This is a genomic window from Pseudomonas sp. Leaf58, from assembly GCF_003627215.1.
In the GTDB taxonomy this organism is placed as follows: Bacteria; Pseudomonadota; Gammaproteobacteria; order Pseudomonadales; family Pseudomonadaceae; genus Aquipseudomonas.
This window is the reverse complement of record NZ_CP032677.1, coordinates 3,598,981-3,619,616: the sequence shown is the minus strand read 5'-3', so window position 1 is coordinate 3,619,616 and position 20,636 is coordinate 3,598,981. Positions and strand designations below refer to the sequence as shown.

The 20,636-nt window shown below is 61.5% G+C and carries 19 protein-coding genes; 12 read left to right on the top strand and 7 right to left on the bottom strand.

From position 1 onward, the window contains the following. The first annotated feature begins 135 nt into the window (after positions 1-135). The 4 genes from sucC (at position 136) to DV532_RS16845 (ending at position 4,954) form a co-directional block, all read left to right on the top strand. Complete coding sequence (gene sucC, locus DV532_RS16865) at positions 136-1,302, top strand: ADP-forming succinate--CoA ligase subunit beta (RefSeq protein WP_056803448.1); 1,167 nt, start codon at positions 136-138, stop codon at positions 1,300-1,302. After that, entirely contained in the window at positions 1,302-2,186 is an 885-nt protein-coding gene (gene sucD, locus DV532_RS16860) for a succinate--CoA ligase subunit alpha (protein WP_004376004.1), read from the top strand. The genes sucC and sucD overlap by 1 nt, the downstream gene beginning before the upstream one ends. 482 nt (positions 2,187-2,668) lie before the next feature. Beyond that, on the top strand, positions 2,669-3,982 hold the full coding sequence (gene brnQ, locus DV532_RS16850) for a branched-chain amino acid transport system II carrier protein (protein WP_056803445.1): 1,314 nt from the start codon (positions 2,669-2,671) through the stop codon (positions 3,980-3,982). A gap of 222 nt (positions 3,983-4,204) precedes the next feature. Further along, positions 4,205-4,954: a DUF599 domain-containing protein gene (locus DV532_RS16845; protein ID WP_056805335.1), complete on the top strand. Its 750-nt coding sequence runs from the start codon at positions 4,205-4,207 to the stop codon at positions 4,952-4,954. Positions 4,955-5,021: 67 nt separating this feature from the next. On the opposite strand, the gene DV532_RS16840 is transcribed toward DV532_RS16845, so the two are convergent. Beyond that, positions 5,022-5,303 (bottom strand): hypothetical protein, encoded by a 282-nt coding sequence (locus DV532_RS16840; protein WP_056803442.1) that lies wholly within the window; start codon positions 5,301-5,303, stop codon positions 5,022-5,024. Positions 5,304-5,455: 152 nt separating this feature from the next. Here DV532_RS16840 and DV532_RS16835 point away from each other — a divergent pair, with 152 nt between their 5' ends. The 4 genes from DV532_RS16835 to DV532_RS16820 all read left to right on the top strand — a co-directional run bounded on the left by DV532_RS16835 (position 5,456) and on the right by DV532_RS16820 (position 9,191). Next, positions 5,456-5,932 (top strand): PaaI family thioesterase, encoded by a 477-nt coding sequence (locus DV532_RS16835; protein WP_056803440.1) that lies wholly within the window; start codon positions 5,456-5,458, stop codon positions 5,930-5,932. Beyond that, positions 5,929-6,411, top strand: a complete 483-nt coding sequence (locus tag DV532_RS16830; protein ID WP_056803438.1) for a PaaI family thioesterase — start codon at positions 5,929-5,931, stop codon at positions 6,409-6,411. Before DV532_RS16835 ends, DV532_RS16830 begins: the two co-directional genes overlap by 4 nt. A gap of 70 nt (positions 6,412-6,481) precedes the next feature. Next, positions 6,482-8,386 (top strand): molecular chaperone HtpG, encoded by a 1,905-nt coding sequence (htpG, locus tag DV532_RS16825; protein WP_056803436.1) that lies wholly within the window; start codon positions 6,482-6,484, stop codon positions 8,384-8,386. A gap of 79 nt (positions 8,387-8,465) precedes the next feature. After that, complete coding sequence (locus tag DV532_RS16820; protein WP_056803432.1) at positions 8,466-9,191, top strand: dienelactone hydrolase family protein; 726 nt, start codon at positions 8,466-8,468, stop codon at positions 9,189-9,191. A 31-nt stretch (positions 9,192-9,222) separates the two neighbouring features. Here DV532_RS16820 and DV532_RS16815 read toward each other — a convergent pair whose 3' ends face one another. Then, complete coding sequence (locus tag DV532_RS16815; RefSeq protein ID WP_056803429.1) at positions 9,223-10,086, bottom strand: pirin family protein; 864 nt, start codon at positions 10,084-10,086, stop codon at positions 9,223-9,225. Between the two features lie 117 nt (positions 10,087-10,203). Here DV532_RS16815 and DV532_RS16810 point away from each other — a divergent pair, with 117 nt between their 5' ends. Then, positions 10,204-11,208, top strand: coding sequence for an amidohydrolase family protein (locus DV532_RS16810; protein ID WP_056803428.1), 1,005 nt, complete (start codon positions 10,204-10,206; stop codon positions 11,206-11,208). A 174-nt stretch (positions 11,209-11,382) separates the two neighbouring features. Here the strand turns inward: DV532_RS16810 and fabB are convergent, their stop codons facing one another. The 5 genes from fabB to DV532_RS16780 all read right to left on the bottom strand — a co-directional run bounded on the left by fabB (position 11,383) and on the right by DV532_RS16780 (position 18,300). Further along, the gene (fabB, locus tag DV532_RS16800; RefSeq protein ID WP_056803426.1) at positions 11,383-12,603 is read right to left on the bottom strand and encodes a beta-ketoacyl-ACP synthase I; all 1,221 of its coding nucleotides are present in this window, start codon (positions 12,601-12,603) and stop codon (positions 11,383-11,385) included. Between the two features lie 11 nt (positions 12,604-12,614). After that, on the bottom strand, positions 12,615-13,130 hold the full coding sequence (fabA, locus tag DV532_RS16795) for a 3-hydroxyacyl-[acyl-carrier-protein] dehydratase FabA (RefSeq protein ID WP_008089108.1): 516 nt from the start codon (positions 13,128-13,130) through the stop codon (positions 12,615-12,617). 207 nt (positions 13,131-13,337) lie between these two features. Continuing rightward, positions 13,338-15,269, bottom strand: a complete 1,932-nt coding sequence (locus DV532_RS16790) for an ATP-binding protein (protein WP_056803423.1) — start codon at positions 15,267-15,269, stop codon at positions 13,338-13,340. Continuing rightward, positions 15,266-16,153, bottom strand: a complete 888-nt coding sequence (locus DV532_RS16785; RefSeq protein WP_056803422.1) for a hypothetical protein — start codon at positions 16,151-16,153, stop codon at positions 15,266-15,268. Before DV532_RS16785 ends, DV532_RS16790 begins: the two co-directional genes overlap by 4 nt. Beyond that, positions 16,153-18,300 carry a TonB-dependent siderophore receptor gene (locus DV532_RS16780; RefSeq protein WP_177339543.1) on the bottom strand — a complete coding sequence of 716 codons (2,148 nt, stop codon included), beginning with the start codon at positions 18,298-18,300 and terminating at the stop codon, positions 16,153-16,155. The genes DV532_RS16785 and DV532_RS16780 overlap by 1 nt, the downstream gene beginning before the upstream one ends. Before the next feature lie 402 nt (positions 18,301-18,702). Here DV532_RS16780 and DV532_RS16775 point away from each other — a divergent pair, with 402 nt between their 5' ends. Genes DV532_RS16775 through sixA form a run of 3 tightly spaced genes read left to right on the top strand, consistent with a single transcriptional unit; the run spans position 18,703 to position 20,566 of the window. Continuing rightward, the gene (locus DV532_RS16775) at positions 18,703-19,728 is read left to right on the top strand and encodes an NAD(P)H-dependent glycerol-3-phosphate dehydrogenase (RefSeq protein ID WP_056803419.1); all 1,026 of its coding nucleotides are present in this window, start codon (positions 18,703-18,705) and stop codon (positions 19,726-19,728) included. 35 nt (positions 19,729-19,763) lie between these two features. Beyond that, positions 19,764-20,111, top strand: a complete 348-nt coding sequence (locus DV532_RS16770; protein ID WP_056803416.1) for a DUF4389 domain-containing protein — start codon at positions 19,764-19,766, stop codon at positions 20,109-20,111. Next, a complete protein-coding gene (gene sixA / locus DV532_RS16765; protein ID WP_056803414.1) occupies positions 20,108-20,566 on the top strand; it encodes a phosphohistidine phosphatase SixA in 459 nt (152 codons plus the stop codon). Before DV532_RS16770 ends, sixA begins: the two co-directional genes overlap by 4 nt. Positions 20,567-20,636: the final 70 nt, after the last annotated feature.

The following is a 20,636-nucleotide window of genomic DNA, read 5'->3' as shown; positions in this document are numbered from 1 at the left end:
TGCGTGCATGACTCACCGCGGAAAGTCCGCCGGACCGGATCACACGGGAAAACCCGGGGTCAACGGTCACAGGTGGTGCGGCGCCAGTAATGGCGCAGCGCCGAAGCGCAGTACCTAACGAAGACGGTAAAAAGCATGAATCTTCACGAGTATCAGGGTAAGCAGCTGTTCGCTGAATACGGCCTGCCAGTTTCCAAGGGTTTCGCAGTCGACACCCCTGAAGCTGCAGCAGAAGCCTGCGACAAGATCGGCGGGAACGAGTGGGTAGTAAAAGCCCAGGTTCACGCGGGTGGTCGCGGTAAAGCGGGCGGCGTCAAGCTGGTTCGCAGCAAGGAAGACGCCAAGGCGTTCGCTGCACAGTGGTTGGGCAAGAATCTGGTTACCTACCAGACCGATGCCAACGGTCAACCCGTCTCCAAGATTCTGGTCGAATCCTGCACTGACATCGCCAAAGAGCTGTACCTGGGCGCTGTAGTGGATCGTTCGAGCCGCCGTATCGTGTTCATGGCCTCCACCGAAGGTGGCGTGGACATCGAGAAAGTTGCGCACGAAACTCCTGAAAAAATCATCAAGGCTACTATCGACCCACTGGTTGGCGCTCAGCCGTTCCAGGGTCGTGAGCTGGCGTTCCAGCTGGGCCTGGAAGGCAAGCAAGTTCAACAGTTCGCCAAGATCTTCGTGGGCCTGGCCAAGCTGTTCAAGGATCACGATCTGGCCCTGCTGGAAGTGAACCCGCTGGTGATCAAGGCCGACGGCGACCTGCATTGCCTCGATGCCAAGATCAACATCGATGCCAACGCCATGTACCGTCAGCCTAAGCTGAAAACCTTCCACGACCCGTCGCAGGACGACGCCCGTGAAGCCCACGCTGCCAAGTTCGAACTGAACTACGTTGCCCTCGAAGGCAACATCGGCTGCATGGTCAACGGTGCCGGCCTGGCCATGGGTACCATGGACATCGTCAACCTGCACGGCGGCAAGCCGGCCAACTTCCTCGACGTTGGCGGTGGTGCTACCAAAGAGCGCGTTACCGAAGCGTTCAAGATCATTCTGTCCGACAGCAATGTCGCGGCCGTTCTGGTCAACATCTTCGGCGGCATCGTTCGCTGCGACATGATTGCCGAAGGCATCATCGGTGCAGTGAAAGAAGTCGGCGTTAAAGTTCCGGTCGTCGTTCGCCTCGAAGGCAACAACGCCGAACTGGGCGCTAAAGTACTGGCAGAAAGCGGTTTGAACATCATTGCGGCCACCAGCCTGACCGACGCTGCTCAACAAGTTGTTAAAGCTGCGGAGGGCAAGTAATGAGCGTCCTGATCAATAAAGACACCAAAGTTATCTGCCAGGGCTTCACCGGCTCGCAGGGTACTTTCCACTCCGAACAAGCCATCGCCTACGGCACCAAGATGGTTGGCGGCGTGACCCCAGGCAAGGGTGGTACTACCCACCTGGGCCTGCCAGTGTTCAACACTGTAAAAGAAGCTGTAGAAGCTACCGGCGCTGACGCTTCGGTCATCTACGTTCCGGCGCCTTTCTGCAAAGACTCGATCCTGGAAGCGGCCTTCGGCGGCATCAAGCTGATCGTGTGCATCACCGAAGGTATTCCTACCCTGGACATGCTGGATGCCAAGGTCAAGTGCGACGAACTGGGTGTTACCCTGATCGGCCCTAACTGCCCAGGCGTCATCACCCCAGGCGAGTGCAAGATCGGCATCATGCCAGGTCACATTCACCTGCCAGGCAAGGTCGGTATCGTTTCGCGCTCCGGCACCCTGACCTATGAAGCTGTGAAGCAGACCACCGACGCCGGCTTCGGCCAGTCGACCTGCGTCGGCATCGGCGGTGACCCGATCCCAGGCTCCAACTTCATCGACATCCTGAAGCTGTTCCAGGAAGACCCGAAGACCGAAGCGATCGTCATGATCGGTGAGATCGGCGGTTCGGCTGAAGAAGAAGCTGCGGCCTACATCAAGGCCAACGTTACCAAGCCAGTGGTTTCCTACATCGCTGGTGTTACCGCACCTGCGGGCAAGCGCATGGGCCACGCTGGCGCCATCATCTCCGGCGGCAAGGGCACTGCAGACGAGAAATTCGCTGCACTGCAGGACGCTGGTGTGAAGACCGTGCGTTCCCTGGCTGACATCGGCAAGGCCTTGGCCGAGCTGACTGGCTGGGAAGTCAAGAAGTAATACTGCTACACCCCCCCACGCGCACAGAGGCCACCTTCGGGTGGCCTTTGTCGTTCCTGGGGCTGGTATTTCCTGCACCGGCCTCTTCGCGGGTAAACCCGCTCCCACAGGATCGCCACGGCGGCAGCGGTTTATGCAGTACCTGTGGGAGCGGGTTTACCCGCGAAGCAGTCGGAACTGACGACATAGATTTTTCGATGGGTTTGATAGGAATTTTCACGCAGACGAATGTTTCAATCTGAGGATAATTCCGCCTGTCCCCGGTCGCACAGACGACAAACACATACGCACATCGGACAAGCAGCACTGTGCCAGTGCGTTTAAGTGGTAAAACAGTTACCCTACGCGCTCACTCTGTGCCCGTCCCCCAAAAGGGAACGACACGCTAAACGGGTCTGGCTCACCAAGCCGGGCAGCATTTCCCTCATCCATAGGGAAGTCCCTTCTCGAATCCCGATTTCAGCAGTGTGGTACTACTTCAAATGAAAGTTTTAAAAGGCCAGGACATCCTGGCACTTGGCTTTATGACGTTTGCGCTTTTCGTAGGCGCGGGCAATATTATCTTCCCACCTATCGTCGGTCTGCAGTCTGGCCCGAATGTATGGATGGCCGCCCTAGGCTTCCTGGTTACTGCAGTAGGCCTGCCGGTCATTACCGTGGTCGCGCTGGCCAAGGTCGGTGGCGGCATGGATGCCCTGAGCAGCCCGATTGGCAAATTCTTCGGTGGCCTGTTGGCAGCCGTGTGCTACCTGTCGGTCGGCCCATTGTTCGCCACCCCGCGCACCGCGACCGTGTCGTTCGAAGTGGGCGTAGCACCGCTGACCGGTGAAAGCCCGCTGGCGCTGTTCCTCTACAGCTTGGTGTATTTCATCGTGGTGCTGGCAGTGTCCATGTACCCGGGTAAGCTGCTCGACACCGTGGGCCGTTTCCTGGCACCGTTGAAGATCATCGCCCTGGCGGTACTGGGTATCGCGGCCTTCGCGCTGCCTGCCGGTGGTATTGGCGAAGCGCAGCCGGCCTATGCCGCCGCCGCGTTCTCCAAAGGCTTCTCCGATGGCTACCTGACCATGGATACCCTGGGTGCCCTGGTGTTCGGTATCGTCATCGTCAACGCCATCCGCTCGCGTGGTGTCGAGTCGCCGAAGCTGATCACCCGCTATGCCATCATCGCCGGCTTGATCGCCGGTGTCGGCCTGGCCCTGGTGTACATCAGCCTGTTCCGCTTGGGCGCTACCAGCCACGACATCGCGGCTGACGCCACCAACGGCGCGGCGGTACTGCATGCCTACGTGCAGCATACCTTCGGCTCGCTGGGCAGTGGCTTCCTTGCCGTGCTGATCGCCTTGGCGTGCCTGGTGACCGCGGTAGGCCTGACCTGCGCTTGCGCCGAGTACTTCAGCCAGGTTCTGCCGCTGTCGTACCGCGCATTGGTGGTGATCTTGGCCGGCTTCTCGCTGCTCATCTCCAACCTCGGCCTGACCAAGCTGATCATGTTCTCCATCCCGGTACTCACTGCCATTTACCCGCCGTGCATCGTGGTGGTTGGCCTGAGCTTCGTGAAGGACCTGTGGAACTCGCCGACCCGCATCCTGGCGCCAGTGATGCTGGTGTCGCTGGTGTTCGGTATGGTCGATGCAATCAAGGGCAGCAGTATTGCCCACGTGCTGCCGGACGTTCTGGCGAACCTGCCGTTGAGCGACCAGGGCCTGGCCTGGCTGGTGCCGTCGGTGGTGACCTTGGTTGGTGCTGTGGCCTGCGACCGCATGCTCGGCAAGCCGCGCGAGGCGCTGGCCTGATAGCCCACGCCTGAGGGCGGCATCGGCCACAAGCCGCAAGGTGCTCGCCAAGGGTGGAAGCCTGAAAGCCCCGTATCCCAGACGATGCGGGGCTTTTTGTTTGCCTGGAGTTGCCTCGTCGCCGGTAATGAAGATTTCAACGCCCAAGTGTGCCTTTTGCTGCTTGCCAGCGTCGAAATCCGGTCCCTATCCTTTAGGCACCTGGCCCTCTTGGAACCCTGCATGAATTTCATCCAAAGCAACCTCAACAACCTGTTGGCCATCGCCTGGTTCGCCCTGTGCTGGGGCGGGTACACCCGCTATGCCATTTGGAAGGGCCGTGACACCGCATGCCTGGCCAGCGTACTGCACTTGTACCGCGAGGATTGGATGCGCCGCATGCTACTGCGCGACAACCGCATCGCCGATGCCAGTGTGATCGGCAATCTCGAGCGCAACGCATCGTTTTTCGCCTCCAGCACTTTAATCATTCTCGCCGGTATCCTCACTGTACTCGGTGCCTCCGACCGGGCACTGTCGCTGCTGGCTGACCTGCCGCTGGTGCAGCAGACCTCCCAGGGCATGTCAGAGATCAAGCTGCTGTGCCTGGCCACGGTCTTCGTCTACGCCTTCTTCACCTTCAGCTGGTGCATGCGTCAATACAACTTCGCCGCTGTACTGGTGGGCTCGGCGCCAATGATTGGCGAACGGCTGGTCAATGAACTGGAACGCAAGGCGTTCGCCTCGCGAGCGGCCCGGGTGCTGTCTTTGGCTGCCAACCAGTTCAACTTCGGCCTGCGTTCGTACTACTTCGGCATGGCCATGTTGAGCTGGTTCATTAGCCCCTGGTTGTTCATGGCCATGAGTGTTGGGGTTGTGCTGATTTTGTACCGTCGCGAGTTCCATTCGGATGTGTTGGATGTGATGGTGTTCACACCGACTGAGAGTGCACCGGTTGAACTTGCCAAGGAAAATGCCGCACCCGGCGCCTGAAACGTTTAATCCAAAAGTTGCAGGTATAAAAAAACCCGACAATGTCGGGTTTTTTTGTTTTAGCCGATCACTGCTTGGCAGGTTCGGCCGGAGCAGCTGGTGCTTCCGGAGCCGGAGTAGCCGGTGCGGCTTCTTCGGCAGCCTTCTGCTCAGCTTCAGCCTGATCTTTGGCGGCTTCGGCGTTTTCCTTAGCGGCTTCGTTCATCTTATCCTGAGCTTCGCCCATTTTTTCCTGGGCTTGCTCGGCGTGTTGCTGTGCGTCCTGGGCTTTGTCTTCGCTCGCTTTATCGCAAGCAGCCAGGCCCATGGCAGCGGCCAGCATCAGAGCAAAAGCAAAAGGTTTACGCATGGGGGTGTTTCTCCTTGGTGGAATAAGTGACTTGTTCCTTCGAGTGCAACTACGCGGAAGAAGTTCCACGCATATTAAAGATATATAACGCCCCGTTCTATATAGACTTTTTTACGGTTTTATGCAGTTGCGGCATGCCGGTGGAGCAGCGAATGAGCGATTCAACCCTGATGGCCATGGCCGAGCGTTTCCTCTCGGCCCTGCAACATTGCCAGTTGTTGCAAATGCGCGTGGTGCAGGCCGACGGCGATGGTATGACCCTGGTACTGCCTTGGTCACCGCGCATTGTTGGCAACCCGCAGACTGGCGCCGTGCATGGCGGAGCCTTGACCACGCTGATGGACACCACCTGTGGCATGGCCACACTGTGCGTGCTGCCGCGCTTCGAGGTTTGCCCGACCCTGGACCTGCGTATCGACTACATGCACCCGGCCAAACCGGGCCAGGACATTTATGGTCATGCCCAGTGCTATCGGGTCACTCGCGATGTGATTTTCACCCGTGGCACTGCCTACCAGGATGACCCCGCTGAGCCGATCTGCCAGGTGGTGGGCACGTTTATGCGGCTGGGCCAGGAGATCAAAGGTGGCATCCGCTTTGGCAACAGCCTGAAGGAGGGCGGCGCATGATCCCGCACGCGGTTCGGCAGAAACTCAATGCTGCCCATGCGCAGGGCGACTACCGGCCTTTGCTGGCACTGATCCCCTACGCCGGCTTGATCGGCATCGAGTGCGAGCGCCAGGGCGATGACTTGTTGTTCCGCTTGCCGGCCAGCCAGGCCAACATCGGCAACCCACTGCTGCCGGCTATCCATGGCGGTGTGATTGCCGGCTTCATGGAGCTGTCCGCAGCGTTGTACCTGCTGATCTACAGCGAGAGTGCGAGCATCCCGAAAATCATCGACTTCTCTATCGATTACCTACGCGCTGGGCACTTTCGCGATACTTACGCCCAGTGCCAGCTGTGGCGCCAGGGGCGGCGGGTGACCAATGTGGCGATCACTGCCTGGCAGGGCGACAGGCAGTCGCCAATTGCCACGGCGCGTGCGCATTTCAAGATCGAACCGGAAAAGCCCTTGAAATCATCTGGGCAGCCCCCATCTGAATGACATCCGCCGTTAACGCAGGCCACAGTGGCCGCCCGGCGCCAACTGCCATCAGATCGGAGTTTTGAAGACCATGAGTGTGGAGACTCAAAAAGAAACGCTGGGCTTCCAGACCGAGGTAAAGCAACTGCTGCACCTCATGATCCATTCCTTGTATTCGAACAAGGAGATCTTCCTGCGTGAACTGATCTCCAACGCCTCCGACGCCGCCGACAAGCTGCGTTTCGAGGCACTGGCCAAGCCAGAGCTGTTCGAAGGCGACGCCGAGCTGAAGATTCGCCTGAGCTTCGATAAGGATGCCGGTACCGTCACCCTCGAGGACAACGGCATCGGCATGAGCCGCGAAGAGGTCATCGCACACCTGGGCACCATCGCCAAGTCCGGCACTGCGGACTTCATGAAAAACCTCACCGGTGACCAGAAGAAGGACTCGCACCTGATCGGTCAGTTCGGTGTTGGCTTCTACTCTGCGTTCATCGTTGCTGACAAGGTCGACGTGTACAGCCGCCGCGCCGGTCAGCCAGCTGCCGAAGGCGTGCACTGGTCGTCGAAAGGTGAGGGCGAGTTCGAAGTCGCCACAATCGACAAGCCACAGCGCGGTACCCGCATCGTCCTGCACTTGAAGAAGGACGAGCAGGAATTCGCCGATGGCTGGCGCCTGCGCAACGTGGTCAAGAAGTACTCCGACCACATCGCCATGCCAATTCAGCTGCCGAAAGAGCAAGCTGCTGCAGAGGGCGAAGCACAGCCGGCTGAAGAGTGGGAAACCGTCAACCGTGCCAGCGCCCTGTGGACTCGTCCGCGTACCGAGATCAAGGACGAGGAATACCAGGAGTTCTACAAACACATCGGCCATGACTTCGAAAACCCGCTGGCCTGGAGCCACAACAAGGTTGAAGGCAAGCTCGAATACAACTCGCTGCTGTACGTGCCGGCCCGTGCGCCGTTCGACCTGTACCAGCGCGAAGCGCCACGCGGGCTGAAGCTGTACGTGCAGCGCGTGTTCATCATGGACCAGGCCGAGTCGTTCCTGCCGCTGTACCTGCGTTTCATCAAGGGCGTGGTCGATTCCAACGACCTGTCGCTGAACGTCTCGCGTGAAATCCTGCAGAAAGACCCGATCATCGACTCGATGAAAACCGCGCTGACCAAGCGCGTGCTGGACATGCTGGAGAAGCTGGCCAAGAACGAGCCCGAGCAATACAAGGGCTTCTGGAAGAACTTCGGCCAGGTGCTGAAGGAAGGCCCAGCCGAAGACTTCGCCAACAAGGAAAAAATCGCTGGCCTGCTGCGCTTCGCGTCTACCCAGGACGAAAGCGGTGAGCAAGGCGTTGCTCTGGCTGACTACCTGGCCCGCGCCAAGGAAGGCCAGGACAAGATCTACTACCTCACCGGTGAGTCGTACGCGCAGGTCAAGAACAGCCCACACCTGGAAGTCTTCCGCAAGAAAGGCATCGAAGTGCTGCTGCTGACCGACCGCATTGACGAGTGGCTGATGAGCTACCTCAATGAGTTCGATGGCAAGGCCTTCGTCGACGTCGCCCGTGGCGACCTGGACCTGGGCAAGCTGGATTCGGAAGAAGACAAAAAAGCCCAGGAAGAAGTCGCCAAAGACAAGGAAGGCCTGGTCGAGCGCCTGAAGGGTGCGCTGGGTGAGAGCGTGGCTGAGGTGCGCGTGTCGCACCGCCTGACCGACTCGCCGGCGATCCTGGCTATTGGCGAACAGGACCTGGGCCTGCAGATGCGCCAGATCCTTGAAGCCAGCGGGCAGAAGGTGCCGGAGTCCAAGCCGATCTTCGAGTTCAACCCGACCCACCCGCTGATCGAGAAACTGGACAATGAGCAGAGCGAAGACCGCTTCGCCGAGCTGTCGCATATCTTGTTCGATCAGGCGGCCCTGGCGGCTGGCGACAGCCTGAAGGACCCGGCGGCTTACGTTCGTCGCCTGAACAAGCTGTTGGTCGAGCTGTCTGCTTGAGTTGATGGTTAGGAAAGCCCGCTTCGGCGGGCTTTTTTCATGGCGGGCGTTTTCAAGATGAGAGCCAAAGGAGTGCTTGATGAGCAAAGTAATCGTCGAATCGCTGGTCTATCACCTGTCCGGCAAGGCGTATGAAAGCCGCCTGGTGTACGAGCCGGGTGCGCTGGGCCGCCCAGGCCTGGTGATGGCGCCGAACTGGATGGGCATTGCTGAAGGGGCCGAACGCATCGCCAAGGAAGTGGCCGAGAAGGGCTATGTGGTACTGATTGCCGACCTTTACGGGCAATCGGTGCGCCCGTCCAATGCCGATGAGGCCGGCGCGGCGATGATGCCGCTGAAGAACGACCGTGGTGAACTGCGCAAGCGCATGCAAGAGGCCTTGGCGCAGTTGTTGGGGCAATCGAAGGCGCTGTTGGAGCCGGGCAAGGTCGCCACCTTTGGTTTCTGCTTCGGTGGTTGCTGTGCGCTGGAGTTGGCGCGAACCGGTGCCGATTTGCGTGCGGCTGTATCGTTCCACGGTACCTTGGACACACCGAACCCTGAGGATGCCAAGCGCATCAAGGGCTCGGTGCTGGTGCTGCATGGCGCTGCCGACCCGTTGGTGCCGAAAGAGCAGTTGCCGGCGTTCGAAGAAGAGATGAACGCGGCCAAAGTCGACTGGCAGTTGTTGAGCTATGGCGGTGCGGTGCACTCGTTTACCGACCCGGGCGCCAATGTGCCGGGCAAGATGCAGTATGACCGGCGCACCTCGGAGCGGGCGTTCCGCTCGATGCATAACCTGCTGACTGAGGTGTTCCAGCGCTGAGATTGCAAGGGGCTGCAAAGCAGCCCCGAAATCAACGCGGCAATTCGATTCTTGAGGTTTCCCCCGGCACCCTCGGCCAGTCCCCTGCTGCCCACCTGGCCCTGGCCTGCTCGATCAGCTCCGGGTCGCTGGCGACAAAATTCCAGTTCATCCGCCGCGGCCCATCCAGTGGCGCACCGCCAATCAGCACCAGTTGGCATTCCTGTTCCGCATACAGCGTTACCTCTTCACCCTCCGGCAACACGATCAGGCAGCAGGCCTCAACCTGTTCATCGTCCATCATCAGCTCACCATCGAGCAGGTACAGCGCCCGCTGCGGCTGCTCATTCGGCACCTGCAAGGTCGTCGCCGGCTGCATCTGTACGTGCGCGTAAAGGGTGGGGGAGAGTACCGGCACCGGCGATTCCAGGCAGAACCCGCTGCCGGCAATCATGCAGATACGCACCCCCAGGTTGTCACTGACCGGCAGGCTGGCAGCCGGGTGGTGGCTGTAGCTCGGCGGGCCTTGTTCGTGCTCGCGCGGCGACGCCAGCCACACCTGCAACCCATGCAAGCGTGAACCATGGGCCAGGGCATCTGCAGGCGTGCGCTCGACGTGGGCCACGCCGCTACCTGCGGTCATCCAGCTGACGTCACCGGGTAGCACCCGCTGCGCCGAGCCTAGGCTGTCCTTGTGCAGGATTGCCCCTTCGAACAGGTAGGTCAGGGTAGACAGGCCGATATGCGGGTGCTGGCGGATGTCCATGCCATGCCCTGGGGCATAGTCGGTTTCGAGCATATGGTCGAAGAACACGAACGGGCCAACGCTGCGGCACTGGGCCGACGGCAGCGGGCGCAGGATCGGCTGGCCCTCGACCGATTCAGCGCGCGGGCGGATGACCAAAGGGCTGCTCATGGGAGTGGCTCCAGGCAAGGTGGAAATGCCCCAAGCATAGCGGTTTGCCCAGCCCGGCTGAACCGTCTCGTTTGTTGGCCGGTCTACTGGGTTCGCACTTGGAAAAGGACGCTGCCCATGATAGCCAGAGCGCTGGCCGGCGCGCTGTTGTTCGCTTGGCTATGCCAAGTGGTACAAGCACGTGACTACCGCTACAGCGATGCCCACCTGCACTATGTCGATTTCTTCCAGGAAAGCGAAGGCATGCCGGCGTTAATCAAGGCCATGGACGCCGCGGGCATCGAGCAGTCGATGATTTCTGGCATTCCGGTGGCTAAGAAATGGCATGAAGACGAGCCCAAGCGCCCGCGCTATTACGCCGGTGACGATGCCGATGCTTACTGGTACAGCGCCACCGACATCTACGTGGCGGCGGCGTTGCAGCAATTGCCTGGCGACCAGCGCAAGCGTTTTCATGCTTTTTTGACCGGCTTCAACCCGGTGGACAAAAATGCGGTTAGCCATATTGAGCGTATGCTCGCCTTGTACCCAGGGCTGTGGCAGGGCATTGGCGAGGAATTCACCCGCCACGATGACCTCACGGCACTGACCAGCGGTGACACGCCGCGCGCCAACAACGAAGCCATGACGCGTATCTACCACCTGGCGGCCGAACGCGACCTGCCGGTGCTGCTGCATTCCAACATCACCTCCAAGCGCGAGCGCAACCCGCTGTACCTGGCAGAGATTGAAGAGCCGCTGCGCAACCACCCGCACACGCGGTTCATCTGGGCGCACGCCGGCAGCAGCCTGGAAATTCACCGCCACCAGACGCAGATGGACTTTCTGCTGCCGGTGCTGACGCGGTTGCTGGAGGAATACCCAAACCTGTATGTCGACCTGTCGTGGAGCGTGCTGGAGCCTTATCTGCTGGATAGTCGGGGCGTACCCCGCCAGGAGTGGGTAGCGTTGGTCGAGAAGTACCCGGAGCGGTTCATGCTGGGGTCGGATGTGGTGGGGCGGTTTGGTAGCCTGGGGGAGCAGATGCACGGCTTCAGGCCGTTTCTGGATGCCTTGCCGGAACAGGTGGCCAACAAAGTGGCCAGGGATAACTTCCTGGCTGTGCTGCCCAAGCAGAGATAATGGTTGCCTGTGCTGGCCCTATCGCCGGCAAGCCAGCTCCCACAGGGGGGCGCAGATCCCAAAGCCTGTGCAGTGCCTGTGGGAGCGGGCATGCCCGCGAAGAGGCCGGCACAGGCGACACAAATGAAAACGCCCCGAACCAGTCGGGGCGTTTTCGGTTACCGCGTCAGCGTCTTACTTGCCTTCCCAGCGCTTGAGCACCAGGGTGGCGTTGGTGCCGCCAAAGCCGAAGCTGTTGCTCATGACCGTGTCGATCTTGGCGTTTTCTTCGGTCTTGCGCAGGATCGGCAGGTCGGCGACCTCCGGGTCCAGCTCGTCGATGTTGGCGGAGCCGGCGATGAAGTTGTTTTCCATCATCAGCAGGCAGTAGATCGCCTCGTGCACGCCTGCGGCGCCCAGCGAGTGGCCCGACAGGCTCTTGGTCGAGCTGATTTTCGGTGCCTTGTCGCCGAATACCGCGCGAACGCCCTTGATCTCGGCAACGTCGCCGACCGGGGTCGAGGTGCCGTGGGTGTTCAGGTAATCGATCGGCGTGTCGACGGTGGACAGCGCCTGCTGCATGCAGCGAATGGCACCTTCGCCGCTCGGGGCAACCATGTCGTAGCCGTCGGAAGTGGCACCGTAGCCCACGATTTCGGCGTAGATCTTGGCGCCACGGGCCAGGGCGTGTTCCAGCTCCTCGACCACCACCATACCGCCACCACCGGCGATGACGAAGCCATCGCGGTCGGCATCGTAGGCGCGCGAGGCCAATTCCGGGGTTTCGTTGCGCTTGGTCGACAGGGCGCCCATGGCATCGAACAGGAACGACTGGCTCCAGTGCTCTTCTTCACCGCCACCGGCGAAGACGATATCCTGCTTGCCCCACTGGATCTGCTCCATGGCGGTGCCGATGCAGTGTGCCGAAGTCGCGCAGGCCGACGAGATCGAGTAGTTGATGCCCTTGATCTTGAACGGGGTGGCCAGGCACGCCGATACGGTGCTGCCCATGGTGCGGGTGACGCGGTATGGGCCGACGCGCTTGACGCCTTTCTCGCGCAGGGTATCCAGCGCTTCCATCTGGTTCAGGGTCGAGGCGCCGCCAGAGCCAGCCACCAGGCCGGTACGCGGGCTGGAAACCTGCTCTTCGGTCAGGCCAGAGTCCTTGATCGCGTCCTGCATCGCCAGGTAGGCGTAGGCAGCAGCGTGGCCGACGAAGCGGTAGACCTTGCGGTCGATCAGTTCTTCGAGGTTGAGGTCGATGGACCCGGAAACCTGGCTACGCAGCCCCATTTCCTTGTATTCCGGGTTGTAACGGATACCCGGACGGCTGTTGCGCAGGTTTTCGGTGACGGTAGCTTTGTCATTGCCCAGGCACGATACGATGCCCAGACCAGTGATAACGACGCGGCGCATGCGAATAACCCTTAGAAATTGTCAGTGGAGGTGAACACGCCGACCCGCAGGCCTTCGGCAGTGTAGATCTCGCGGCCGTCGACGCTGACCGAGCCATCGGCGATGGCCATGTTCAGCTTGCCCTTCAGGACGCGCTTGATGTGAATGTTGTAAGTGACTTTCTTGGCGGTAGGCAATACCTGGCCGAAGAACTTCACCTCGCCCGAACCCAGGGCGCGACCGCGGCCCGGCAGGCCCTGCCAGCCGAGGAAGAAGCCTACCAACTGCCACATGGCGTCGAGGCCCAGGCAGCCCGGCATCACTGGATCGCCTTCGAAGTGGCAGGCGAAGAACCACAGGTCTGGGGTGATATCCAGCTCGGCGACCAATTCACCTTTGCCGTACTTGCCGCCTTCTTCGCTGATATGGGTGATGCGATCGACCATCAGCATGTTCGGCGCGGGCAGTTGCGCATTACCTGGGCCGAACAGCTCACCGCGACTGCAGCGCAGCAGGTCTTCCCGAGTAAAGGCGTGTTGTTTGGTCATGCGAGCTCCTCAATAACCCCCTGTGGCAGGGGATGAATCTTCCCGACCGGCCCGAAAACCTACAGCTTCGGGGCGGCAGCCTACAGGTAGACTATTGCGTTGTGGTGAAAGTCACAGTGCACCTGGCGAAAGAAGTACAGGTGTGCACTGAAACGTCTATTTTCAGGTCCGATGAAGGTCCTGTCCAGTGTTTAAGACTGCCGCACTTTAGCATTTATCGCCAGTCGCGGTTGTCTGACCGGGTAGCCAGCGCTGCAGCACGCGCTGCAGTTCGGTGCGGCGCAAGGGTTTGCTCAGGTAGTCGTCCATGCCGGCGGCCATGCAGCGCTCGCGGTCGCCCTGCAAGGCGTTGGCGGTCAGGGCGATGATCGGTAGCCCGGTGCCGTTGGGCAACTGGCGGATGCGCCGGGTGGCTTCATAGCCGTCCAGATGCGGCAGGCGGCAGTCCATCAGCACGGCAGCAAAGCGCTGCTGGCTGACCCGTTCGACCGCCTCCAGGCCGTCTTCGACCGTGCATACCGCCAGCCCCAGGCTGCGCAGCATGGCCGCGATGACACTCTGGTTGACCGGATTATCCTCTACCAGCAGGACCTGATCATTGTCGGCCACCGTCGCTGGCGCATCCATGGGCGCCGTCAGCTGAACGAGGGCAGGGCTGGCCAGAGCCAAAGGCATTTCCAGGGTAAAGGTCGAGCCCAGGCCTTCACGGCTTTCGCCGCGAAGCTTGCCGCCCATGCGTTCGGCCAGGGTACGGGCGATCGACAAGCCCAGCCCGGTGCCACCATAGCGACGGGAAATCGAGCTGTCGGCTTGCTGGAAGGCGACGAACATCATTTCCAGGCGCGCGTTGTCGATGCCAATACCGGTGTCGCGCACGCTGCAGCTTAGCCAGATCAGTTGGCGGTCCAGCACCTGCCAGCGCGCCTCGACCTGCACCTGGCCGCGTTCGGTGAACTTCAGGGCGTTGCCTATCAGGTTCAGCAGAATCTGGCGGATGCGTGTGGGGTCGCCATTGACCTGCAACTGCTCGATCCCCGCCGGTAATTGCAAGTGCAGACCGAGGCCGCGCTGCTGGGCGCTGTGCTGGAACGACTGGACGCTGCTGGTGATCAGCTCGCCCAGGTTGAAGTCGATGTGTTCCAGTTGTAGCGCGGCGCGCTCGATGCGCGAGAAGTCGAGGATGTCGTTGATGACCTTCAGCAGGTGCCCAGTGGATTCACTGGCCACCGCGGTGTAATCGGCCTGCTCGTTGCTCAAAGGCGTGGTTTCCAGCAACTGCAGCATGCCCAGCACGCCATTCATCGGTGTGCGCAGCTCGTGGCTCATCATCGCCAGAAAGTCCGATTTGGCACGGTTGGCCTGTTCGGCTTCTTCGCGAGCCTGGACCAGTTCGGCAATGGCCTGCTTCTGTTCCGCGCTGGCCTGCTCCAGGGCGTGGGCCAGGTTGTTGATGTGGCGCGCCAGGTGGCCTAGCTCACTGTCATCGACCACCGGTAACAGGGTGCTGTACTCGCCCTGCTGGATAGCCTTGACCGCATCGCCCATGTCGCTGATCGGCTTGGCCAGGCTCAGGGCCAGGCGGCGCGCCAGCAAAAAGGTGAACAGTAGGGCGAACAGCGCGAGGATGCCGGCCTTGATCACGATTTCTTTCTGGCGCTGGCTGAAGGCACCATCGGACATGCCAACGATCACCCGCCCTAGGTAGTCGTCGCCGATGGCCGGGGTGGTGGCCTTGCCCTGTTGCAGGAAGTCGTTGTCCAGGCGGATTTGCTGCAGGCGAATGGGCGCCTGGAATACTTCCACCTGCTGCGCACGGTTGGCGCTTTCGTCGGACTGCTCGACGTACACCAGAATGTGGTTGCGGCTGTCCTGCACCTCGAGGAAGCGCACGTGGGGGATGCTGAGGGTGGCGCGCATCAGGCCTTCGAGCACTTCGTTATTACCCGAAATCACACCGTATTCCGAGGCCGGCGCCAACTGGTTGGCGATCAGCTGCCCGGTGTGGTTCAGTTCCTGGCGCAGGTCTTGGATACGCACGAAGGTGAAAAAGCTGATCAGCAGCAGGGTCAGCAGCAGGGCCGGGCCGAGGCTGATGATCTGCGTGCGAGTGTGAATGTCCCAGCTCAGGCGCTTGCTCATGGGGTCGGTTCTCCTGCGGCCAGGGCCTTGGCGGCGGCGTTCGGATCGATCGGTTCCAGGCCTAGGGCGCGCGCCACCTGCTGGTTGCCACTAACGCCGAAGCGTGCCGGGTACACGCTACGCGGCCAGCGCGCTGGCGGCTGGTCGAGCAACTGGTCGAGCACCGCCAGCCAGTCGTCCTGGTCGCTGTAAGTGCTGGCCAAAGCGCCCGCGCGGACGAAGCCCGCGTTCGGGCCTATCAGCGCCATCTGCCGGCCGTAACTGCTTAACAGCAGGTTCTTGGCGGTCTTGGAGTTGTACAGGTCGGGGTCGTCCAGGCCTAACAGCACGTCACTGTTGGCCAACAACGCTTGCAGCGGCCGGCTGTCGCGCGGGTCGGGCCAGTTCTGCGCAATGATCTCCAGGCCCAGCGGGCGGGCGGCATGGCGCAGCTCTTCGAGCAAGAAGCCGCTGTGCTCACCGTACAGCACACCAATGCGTTGGGCTTGTGGCAGCAGGTAGCGCGCCAGGCGCAGTTGCCGGCCCAGCGGCGGGTCACTCCACAACAGGGTGAGGAACGGAGGGCGCGACTTTCCCAGGCGCTGTTCAGCCTCTACCCGGCTCACCCGCATAGCCAGGGCCGGCGGGCCGGCGTTGTCCCCCAGGCGCCACTCCAGTGCGGCATTGTCGAGTAACACCAGGCGTTGGTCGGTCTTTAGCTTACCTGGGCGTGGTAGCTCGGCGGTGGTCTGGAAATGCACATGATCGTGCGGCCGGCGGCTTTCCAGCGCTGCGACGAAACTGCGAATGCCGGGCTGGTCTTGTGCGCCCACCAGCAGGATTTCGCTGGCAGACAGTGGCCCCAACGGCCATAGGCACAGCAACAACAGGCGCAGCAGGGCCATCAGAACTCCAGCTCCGCACTGACGCTCAGGCGGTGGCGGCTGTCAAAGCGGTTCTGGCTCGCCGTGGTCGGTTCATCGTCCAGGCGCTGTTGCCAGAGTGCCGCCAGCTCCAGGCTACTGCCGTACACCTGTAAGCGTTTGGCCAAGCGCAGGTCCAGGCGCTCATAACGGTACTGGTTGAGCGCATCGTCGCCGTAATAGAACAGCGCGCTCGACCAGCCGTCGCCCCATTCGCGCATCCACCCGGCCGAGCCGCTGTTGCGCGCACTGAGGCGGCGGTCGTCGGGGTTGCTGGCCCAGGCATCGACATAGGCGTAGGTCAGGCGCAGGCGGTCGCGCAGGCTGAGGCGCCAGTCCAGCTGCGCCTCGCTGCCGCTGAACCGGGCCTTGTTGGCGTTGCTGGCGATGTACTGGTTGTTTTTCAGGGGCTCGCTGATCATGCCGGTGATCTCGTCGTAGAACAGCTTCACGTCCATGCTCAGGTCGATGTCGCTGAAATAGCCGTTGTAGCCCAGCTCGCGCGAGCGCATGCGTTCTTGATCGAGGTCGCCCGGGCCGCGGGTCTTGACGAAGTACTCGCCGTTTTGCAGGCCGAACGCATTCGGGGTCAGGTTCTTGACCGTATAGCTCCAGTTGACGTTGTTCTCGAACATGTCAGGCGAGCGCACCGCCTCGGAATACACTGCGCGCAAGCCATGACGCGGGGTGATCAAGTAGTTGACTGCCACCCGTGGGGTCAGCGAGCTGCCCGACAGCCGCGAGTCCTCGAACATGGCGCCGCCCTGCAGGATCCAATGCTCGTCGGCACGCCATTCCAGCTGGCCGAACAGGCGCCAGGTCTGGTCGTCGAGGCTGCCGTTGAAATAGGTCTGCGAGTCGGCACGATCATAGCGGTAGTTCATGCCGCTGAGCAGGCGCAGGTTGTCGGTCAGGCTCAAGGTGTCCTGGATTTCCAGGTCGTAGCGGGTTTCGCGGGTGCTCTGGTCGACATCGCCGCACACTTGCTGCTTACCGCCGTTGGCCCATTGCTGTTGCACCTTTTGCACAAGCCCTTGGAGCACCGGGTCGTTGGTCGAAAGAGGCACTCCGGTAGCGATGCCGCGTGCCACTTTTTCGGCGAAGTCAGGGTTCGTTTGCCAGAGCTGGGTCAATTCAGGGCTGAACGACTGCAACGCGTCACAAGCGCGCCACACCTGTTGACGGTCAAAATGCTGGGCGGCGCCTTGGATATAGAGACTGTGCTCGGAGCTGAAGTCCTTGGTCCAGCGCAAAGACCCGGCGTAGTCCTTGGCGCTGACGTCAGCGTCGTTGCCTGCCTCGTATTTGGCGAAGACCGGCTGGTAGGTATAAGGCCGTTGGTTACTGCCTTCCTTTGCCGCCAGTTGCCATTCCAAGGTCTGGTCGACCGCCAGGTTGTGGCTGGCGCTGAGGTTGAAGCGGGTAAGCCGGCGGCTGTCGCGGTAATCCTGGCCGAACTGGTTCTCGTCGAAGCCATCGTCCTGCTGGCCGGACAGCGACAGGCGCATGTCGCCGCCATCCCAGCCGAAGCCGTGGCTGCTATAGAAGTCGTTGATGCCATCCTGGCCGCGGGTGATTTTCAGCCGCGTGCCATGGCTGTCAGCGGGGTTGCGGGTGAGGATGTTGACCACCGCCATCAGCGCGTTGGCGCCGTAACTGACCGTGTTGGGGCCACGGAACACCTCGATACGCTCGATGTCCTCCATGGCCAGGGGGATGTCGCTCCAGTCCACCGTGGCCAGGCCAGCGCGGTACACCGAACGGCCATCGATCAGCACCTGCATGCGTCGTGCGTCGTTGACGTTGCTGCCGTGGTAGTTGACCGTGGGTTGGTTGCCGGCGCCGTAGCCGATCATCATGCCCGGCACCAGGCGCAGCAGTTCGGGGATGTCACGGGCACCGCTGGCACGGATCAGCGCGCTGTCGAGCACGGTCATGCTGCCCGGGGCTGCCGCCGGGGATTGTTTCAGGCGCGTGGCAGTCAGAACCTGTGGCAGGTCTGTGTTGTCGATGAACAGATCGTCGGCCATGGCCGGGCCACCGAGCAGGGCGGTCAGTATCAGCAGGCGCGGGTGCGGGGGCGTGCCAGGGAACACGGTGTAGCCTTGTTTCAGGATTGAAACAGGCATGGTAACTGACCTTGGGGGTTTTGCCAGTGATCTGTCGGTGTACGTCTTGAAATGTGCAGCGTGGCGGAAATCGAGCGCCGCCCGCGCGGCGCTTCGCGGCACAAGGCCGCTCCCACATCTGTTTCGGGCCAATTGTTCCTGTACCAGGTGGGTTGCAGCCTTACTGCATGCCTTGAGACTGATGATAAGCAGCAGCGCAACCTTCAATATCAGATGGAACAAACAAGGCGGACAGCGCCGAACTCACAGGAGTGACTGGCCCGAAACAGATGTGGGAGCGGCCTTGTGCCGCGAAGCGCCGCGCGGGCGGCGCTCGATCTCAAGCGCGCAGATGAACACTCGTCATGCACTGCCGTATAATGGCGGGGTCGCCACTTAACTTTTGGCTTTAATGGACTGGATATGACTGAACAGCAACCTGTTGCAGTTCTGGGGGGCGGTAGCTTCGGCACCGCCGTGGCGAACCTGCTGGCGGAAAACGGTGTGCCGGTGCGCCAATGGATGCGCGACCCGGCGCAGGCCGAGGCCATGCGCGTCAACCGCGAGAATCCGCGCTATCTCAAGGGCATTCGCCTGCATGATGGCGTCGAGCCGGTCACCGACCTGTTGGCCACCTTGCAGGCCAGCGAGCTGGTCTTCGTTGCCCTGCCCTCAAGCGCCCTGCGCAGCGTGCTGGCGCCGCATGCCGAGTTGCTGCGCGGTAAGGGCCTGGTCAGCCTGACCAAGGGCATCGAAGCGCAAAGCTTCAAGCTGATGAGTCAGATCCTCGAAGAAATTGCCCCGGATGCCCGCATCGGCGTGCTGTCTGGCCCCAACTTGGCCCGTGAAATCGCCGAGCACGCGCTGACCGCCACGGTGGTCGCCAGTGAGGACGAAAAACTGTGTCAGCAGGTTCAGGCCGTACTGCATGGGCGTACCTTCCGTGTCTACGCCAGTGCCGACCGCTTTGGCGTCGAGCTGGGCGGGGCGCTGAAGAACGTATACGCCATCATCGCTGGCATGGCCGTGGCCCTGGGCATGGGCGAGAACACCAAGAGCATGCTGATTACCCGTGCCCTGGCCGAGATGACCCGCTTCGCCGTCAGCCAGGGCGCCAACCCCATGACCTTCCTTGGCCTGGCCGGCGTCGGTGACCTGATCGTCACCTGTTCTTCGCCCAAGAGCCGCAACTACCAGGTGGGCCACGCGCTGGGCCAGGGTTTGAGCCTGGAGCAGGCAGTCAACCGCTTGGGCGAAGTGGCCGAAGGCGTCAACACCATCAAGGTGCTCAAGGCCAAGGCCCAGGAAGTGCAGGTGTACATGCCACTGGTGGCGGGCCTGCATGCCATTCTGTTCGAAGGCCGTACGCTGAACCAGGTGATCGAGCACCTGATGCGCGCCGAGCCCAAGACCGATGTCGATTTCATTTCCATCAGCGGTTTCAACTGAGCCCTTGGGGCTCTGACAAGAGCAAGGAGCAACACATGAACGATACGCCCGAACACGCCCAGCGCGAGTCGATCATCCTGCGGGTACTGTGGATGCTGGTGTTCCTGGTGGTCTGGCAGCTGGCCGAACTGCTGCTCGCTGGGCTGGTGCTGGTACAACTGATCTATCGCCTGGTGTACGGCTCCCCCAGCGCTAGCCTGATGAACTTCGGCGACAGCCTCAGCCAGTACTTGGCGCAGATCGGCCGCTTCGGCAGCTTCCACAGCGACCAGAAACCGTGGCCGTTCGCCGATTGGCCGGCACCGCGTGCTCCGGAAGGCGAGGCGCCGCACGCCGTGGCCCCGGCCCCGCACCCGGTGCGTGACGAGGAGCCCAAGCTGTGAAGTTGTGGGTGTTGCGCCATGGCGAAGCGGAGCCAAGGGCCAACAGCGATGCCGAACGCCGGTTGACCGCCCATGGCCGCGAGCAGGTGCTGCACAGCGCCGCGCGCCTGCTGGGGCAGCCGTTGCAGGCGATCATCGCCAGCCCCTATGTGCGCGCCCAGCAAACGGCAGCTTTGGTGCATGACACCCTGGGCTTCACCGAGCCGGTGCGCACGGTGCCCTGGCTGACGCCCGAAAGTGATGTGCAGCAGGTCATCGGCGAAATCGAGCGGCTGGGCCTGGAGCATGTACTGCTGGTCAGCCATCAGCCGCTGGTCGGTACCTTGGTTGGGGTGTTGGAGCATGGTCACCAGCAGCAACCGGCGGGCATGAGCACTGCAAGCCTGGCAGAGCTGGAAGGGGAGTGGCCGCTGGCTGGGCTGATGACACTTCTGGCGATCAGCTCACCCGCCTGAAACCGGGCCGCTATGCGGCCCATCAGCCTCGCCATTCGCAAGGCAACTGGCATTTTTGTCAGTTGCCAGG

What these genes read in the sequence shown, in the direction of transcription:
- sucC (WP_056803448.1), top strand. Translation starts at nt 136, where the DNA reads ATGAATCTTCACGAGTATCAGGGTAAGCAGCTGTTCGCTGAATACGGC.
- sucD (WP_004376004.1), top strand. Translation starts at nt 1,302, where the DNA reads ATGAGCGTCCTGATCAATAAAGACACCAAAGTTATCTGCCAGGGCTTC.
- brnQ (WP_056803445.1), top strand. Translation starts at nt 2,669, where the DNA reads ATGAAAGTTTTAAAAGGCCAGGACATCCTGGCACTTGGCTTTATGACG.
- DV532_RS16845 (WP_056805335.1), top strand. Translation starts at nt 4,205, where the DNA reads ATGAATTTCATCCAAAGCAACCTCAACAACCTGTTGGCCATCGCCTGG.
- DV532_RS16840 (WP_056803442.1), bottom strand. Translation starts at nt 5,303, where the DNA reads ATGCGTAAACCTTTTGCTTTTGCTCTGATGCTGGCCGCTGCCATGGGC.
- DV532_RS16835 (WP_056803440.1), top strand. Translation starts at nt 5,456, where the DNA reads ATGAGCGATTCAACCCTGATGGCCATGGCCGAGCGTTTCCTCTCGGCC.
- DV532_RS16830 (WP_056803438.1), top strand. Translation starts at nt 5,929, where the DNA reads ATGATCCCGCACGCGGTTCGGCAGAAACTCAATGCTGCCCATGCGCAG.
- htpG (WP_056803436.1), top strand. Translation starts at nt 6,482, where the DNA reads ATGAGTGTGGAGACTCAAAAAGAAACGCTGGGCTTCCAGACCGAGGTA.
- DV532_RS16820 (WP_056803432.1), top strand. Translation starts at nt 8,466, where the DNA reads ATGAGCAAAGTAATCGTCGAATCGCTGGTCTATCACCTGTCCGGCAAG.
- DV532_RS16815 (WP_056803429.1), bottom strand. Translation starts at nt 10,086, where the DNA reads ATGAGCAGCCCTTTGGTCATCCGCCCGCGCGCTGAATCGGTCGAGGGC.
- DV532_RS16810 (WP_056803428.1), top strand. Translation starts at nt 10,204, where the DNA reads ATGATAGCCAGAGCGCTGGCCGGCGCGCTGTTGTTCGCTTGGCTATGC.
- fabB (WP_056803426.1), bottom strand. Translation starts at nt 12,603, where the DNA reads ATGCGCCGCGTCGTTATCACTGGTCTGGGCATCGTATCGTGCCTGGGC.
- fabA (WP_008089108.1), bottom strand. Translation starts at nt 13,130, where the DNA reads ATGACCAAACAACACGCCTTTACTCGGGAAGACCTGCTGCGCTGCAGT.
- DV532_RS16790 (WP_056803423.1), bottom strand. Translation starts at nt 15,269, where the DNA reads ATGAGCAAGCGCCTGAGCTGGGACATTCACACTCGCACGCAGATCATC.
- DV532_RS16785 (WP_056803422.1), bottom strand. Translation starts at nt 16,153, where the DNA reads ATGGCCCTGCTGCGCCTGTTGTTGCTGTGCCTATGGCCGTTGGGGCCA.
- DV532_RS16780 (WP_177339543.1), bottom strand. Translation starts at nt 18,300, where the DNA reads ATGCCTGTTTCAATCCTGAAACAAGGCTACACCGTGTTCCCTGGCACG.
- DV532_RS16775 (WP_056803419.1), top strand. Translation starts at nt 18,703, where the DNA reads ATGACTGAACAGCAACCTGTTGCAGTTCTGGGGGGCGGTAGCTTCGGC.
- DV532_RS16770 (WP_056803416.1), top strand. Translation starts at nt 19,764, where the DNA reads ATGAACGATACGCCCGAACACGCCCAGCGCGAGTCGATCATCCTGCGG.